General features: G+C 42.7%; 3 protein-coding genes. All 3 read right to left on the bottom strand.

Features of this window, described 5'->3' with window-relative positions; all coding sequences use genetic code 11:
- Positions 1 to 698: 698 nt before the first annotated feature.
- Positions 699 to 1,433 carry a Bax inhibitor-1/YccA family protein gene (locus Q0081_RS05245; protein WP_298350060.1) on the bottom strand — a complete coding sequence of 245 codons (735 nt, stop codon included), beginning with the start codon at positions 1,431 to 1,433 and terminating at the stop codon, positions 699 to 701.
- 125 nt (positions 1,434 to 1,558) lie between these two features.
- Complete coding sequence (locus Q0081_RS05240) at positions 1,559 to 2,980, bottom strand: Gfo/Idh/MocA family protein (RefSeq protein WP_298350058.1); 1,422 nt, start codon at positions 2,978 to 2,980, stop codon at positions 1,559 to 1,561.
- Positions 2,981 to 2,990: 10 nt separating this feature from the next.
- The gene (locus Q0081_RS05235) at positions 2,991 to 3,734 is read right to left on the bottom strand and encodes an SDR family NAD(P)-dependent oxidoreductase (protein ID WP_298350061.1); all 744 of its coding nucleotides are present in this window, start codon (positions 3,732 to 3,734) and stop codon (positions 2,991 to 2,993) included.
- Between the last annotated feature and the right edge of the window lie 221 nt (positions 3,735 to 3,955).

Raw genomic sequence — 3,955 nt, 5'->3', positions numbered from 1 at the left:
GATTACGAAAAGCACACTCAAAATAGTGAAAGTATGCGGGGCCGCCCGTGCGGTTTATTTAGCTATGATTCAGCTAATGTTGAAACGCCTTGATTGATATTTTAAAACAGTTTCTAAAAAAACTTCTCATGGGCGATATAGTATTAAGTTATTGGGCAATAATTGTATTTTTCCAATTTTGACAACTTATCCTTTTGCTGAATAATGTCATCGGGTATTCTTAATAGTTTGCGGCCATTTTGAACAAAAACCTGATTTGAAAGAACAGAAGCTTCTCTTGCTTGGGCAGAAAGACAATACAAGTTTAGATTTATTAAAACTTTATTCCAAATTAAATTTTGCAAAAATTTAATTACGCAAAATTAATAGTATTCAAATCGCTAAAATACTCAATTGAATTACTTAAAATATCAACTATTACCTTCATGTTGTTTTGTCAAGCAAATATTCAGTTTTGATTAAACAATAAAAATTATAATTATTCCAATAAAACAAATTCAAAAACAGCCGGCCGACAGACAACGCCTAAAAGCAAAAAGACGTCAGGCACAAATGCCTGACGTCTTTTAAAAGGATAACTACGATTATACTACTAAAATGAACTTATGTTAACGTAACCTTCACGCTGTAAGTATTTGTAATACAGCCATATTCATCATTCGTTACTCGTAATTCGTCATTTATTTCAGTATAAATCCTTAATCGCGGCTGGAAAGTTTTGAGAGCAAACGAAGCACTTCTATATAAAGCCACACAATAGTCACAATCATCCCGAAAGCACAGTACCATTCCATGTATTTAGGAGCACCATATTCTGCACCTTGCTCAATCATGTCGAGGTCAAGAACCAAATTGAAGGCGGCTAAACCTACTACAAAAAGTGAAAAGCCGATACCAAACCAACTATTGTCATAAATAAGGGGCATTTCAATACTGAACATCCGCAATACCATCGCTACTAAATAAAAAATAGCAACACCCGCAGTAGCCGCCATTATGGTACGCTTAAACGTAGGAGTAGCGCGAATAACTCCTGCTTTGTACAAACCGACCATTCCGGCCAATATCGCAAGAGTCAGCAACACCGCTGAAAGGCCGATGCCGGGGTACATACTTTCAAATACCAACGTAATGGCACCCACAAACACACCCTCTACAATCGCATACAGGGGAGCTAACGTAGGAGCAAGATGCTGTTTGAAAGCCAAAATTAAGGCGATAACAAAGCCTGCAATGGCACCGCCAATGGCCAAAGGCATGATAAGCGCAGGATTGGAAGCAAAGAAAAACCAGCTTGCAGCTGCAGTTGCTATCACAGTTCCACCCAAAAGAATAATTTTATTGACCGTGCCCTGCACTGTCATTTTTCCCTGCCCAATGCCTTCCCGGGCGGATTTTATGAAGGTTTTTTCCGATAAGGTTGGATTTGCCATTTCTCAAATAAACTGTTTAGTGAATAACTGAATTAACGTTAATTGAGGACAATTTATGCGAATTCTTTTTATCAATCAAATTCTTCCTGACAAATGGCTTTTTAACCTTATAAACACCTTATCCGTTATAATTTGGCCTGAGTAGTTCCGCCTTTGGTCATCGAAATATCAACAGGCGCGTTGTTTTTCCACGAGCCTCCTGTAAAATCGGGTACATCGATGGAATTGGAACGATTAGCTACCGACCAACCGCTCAAGGGCGCTACCGAACTCCAAAGCGCCGCGTCGTACACATCTTGGTCGAGCGGGAGGCCATTACGAAGGCAGTCAATCGTGCGCCAGTCCATCAGAAAATCCATACCACCGTGCCCACCGACGTTTTTGGCTACTTCGCCCATTTTTTTCACAATTGGCGGCAGGTATTTTTGTTCCAACGCTTTGTATTCTTCGGCGCTCATCCATTCGTGTCCGGTTGAATACCGCGCCGGTTCGGGGTATTTCACACCAATGGCTTTGGTGCCGCTTACCAATTGAATCCGTGAATAAGGTCGCGGCGACGATACATCGTACTGAACCATAATGGTTTTGCCTTTATGAGTCTTGATGGTCGTCGTACTCATGTTGCCGTTGAAGGGTTTATCCACGTAAGGTTTATAAAAATCATCTTTGGCAGCGAGTTCTTTGGCTAAATTCCCCAACACAAAATCATTGCTCGACATGGACGTCAGGTATTCCATTTTATCCCCGCGATTGATGTTCATCACCTGACAAATCGGCCCCAAACCGTGCGTTGGATACAGGTTTCCTTTGCGTTGATACATCTCATGAAGCTCCCACAATTGATAGAAATGCGTTTTTGAGAACATATATTCCTGCAAATTGTGGATATAGGCGGCTTCGCCGTGGACAATCTCCCCAAAGAAACCGTTACGGGCTAAATTGAGCGTAAGCAATTCCGAAAAATCATAGCAACAGTTTTCGACCATCATACAATGCTTTTTGGTCTGCTCAGAAGTTTCGACCAATTGCCAGGCTTCGTCAATGGTTTTGGCGGCTGGCACTTCCACGCATACGTGTTTGCCGTGTTCCATCGAAAATACGGCCATTGGTGTATGAAAAGCCCAGGGCGTGAGGATATAAATTAAATCCAAATCGGTGCGCTCGGCCAGTTTTTTCCAGATTTCCAGACTGCCAACGTAGGTTTCGGGATGATGACCTGAGGCTTCCACTAACTTTTTAGCGGCATTTACTTTCTCCGGACGAAGGTCGCACAGGGCTTTGATCTCTACGCCTTCGATTTTGTTCATGCGATCTACGGCTCCCATCCCACGATTGCCCAAACCAATGAATCCGATGCGAACTTTATCAAGTTTGGGGGCGGCGTAACCACTCATGTTGAATCTTTGGACGCGGGTGCGGTTGGCCTGTTCATGCACTTGTGCCCATCCGTCGGGCGTAGTGGCGTATGCCGCGAAAGGATTGGAAGCAAAAAGCCCTAAACCTGTTGCGCTTGCTGTTTTCAAGAAATGTCTGCGGTTGTTTTCCATGCGTAGTCAATCAATACGTGGCTCTTCCGCCCGATAAATCAAAGGTAAAACCCGTAGTAAAGCTGTTTTTGGGAGATACAATATAGGCCACTAAATTGGCCGCTTCATCGAGCGTACCACAACGTTTCATCGGAATTTTGTCGGTCATGTATTTGACCTGCACTTCGGGCATGGCATCCACCAGCGGCGTTTGAATCACCGCCGGTGCCAAAGCATTGACGGTAATACCGTACTCGGCGTATTCTTTACCCTGTACTTTGGTCAGCCCAATGACTGCTGCTTTGGACGCTGAATAGGCCAACATACCCGCATTTCCTTCCTTGCCCGCAATTGAGGCAATGTGCAGAATCCGCCCGTAGTTTTGTGCCATCATAGAAGGTAAAACGGCTTTAGAGGTATAAAAACAACTCATAAAGTTGACTTCAAAGACTTTATGCAAATTCTCGCTACTCACTTCGTGGCTTTTAAGGTTGGTCACGCCCGTGATTCCCACACAGTTGACGAGAATATCAATCTTACCAAAATGCGATAACACTTGGCTAATAGCATCCCTAACGAGGGTTTCGTTGGTTACATCTATCCCGATAAGCAGGACTTGAGAGCCATAGCTTTCAAACGCCCCATGCAATCCTTTTTCATTAAAATCAAACAGAGCAACCTGTGCTCCTTCGGTAAGGAGTTTATGGGCAATGACTAGCCCAATTCCCGATGCTGCCCCCGTCACTACTGCCACCTGTTTATTGAATTCTTTCATTTTAATAATCTGTATATGAATGGTAAAAGTATAGTTGAATGCGTAAATCAATGCCAAAATTCGCTTCTTAGACATAGAATACTGCAATTTTAAACTATTTTTATTCTTAGATTCAAGGAGTAAATGCAACTTTTAAAGAGGGCAAGAGAAGTAATATTTTTGAGAAAGAAGGGGTATCCCCCTTCTCCCCAAGGATAAATTACGTATAATTGCCTTCCGTC

The sequence above is a fragment of the Runella sp. genome (assembly GCF_027484545.1).
Taxonomy (GTDB): domain Bacteria; phylum Bacteroidota; class Bacteroidia; order Cytophagales; family Spirosomataceae; genus Runella.
The sequence above is the reverse complement of the archived record's forward strand: the minus strand, read 5'-3'. Positions and strand labels throughout refer to the sequence as shown.

Coding starts and splice junctions, on each gene's coding strand:
- Q0081_RS05245 (WP_298350060.1), bottom strand. CDS start 1,433: ATGGCAAATCCAACCTTATCGGAAAAAACCTTCATAAAATCCGCCCGG.
- Q0081_RS05240 (WP_298350058.1), bottom strand. CDS start 2,980: ATGGAAAACAACCGCAGACATTTCTTGAAAACAGCAAGCGCAACAGGT.
- Q0081_RS05235 (WP_298350061.1), bottom strand. CDS start 3,734: ATGAAAGAATTCAATAAACAGGTGGCAGTAGTGACGGGGGCAGCATCG.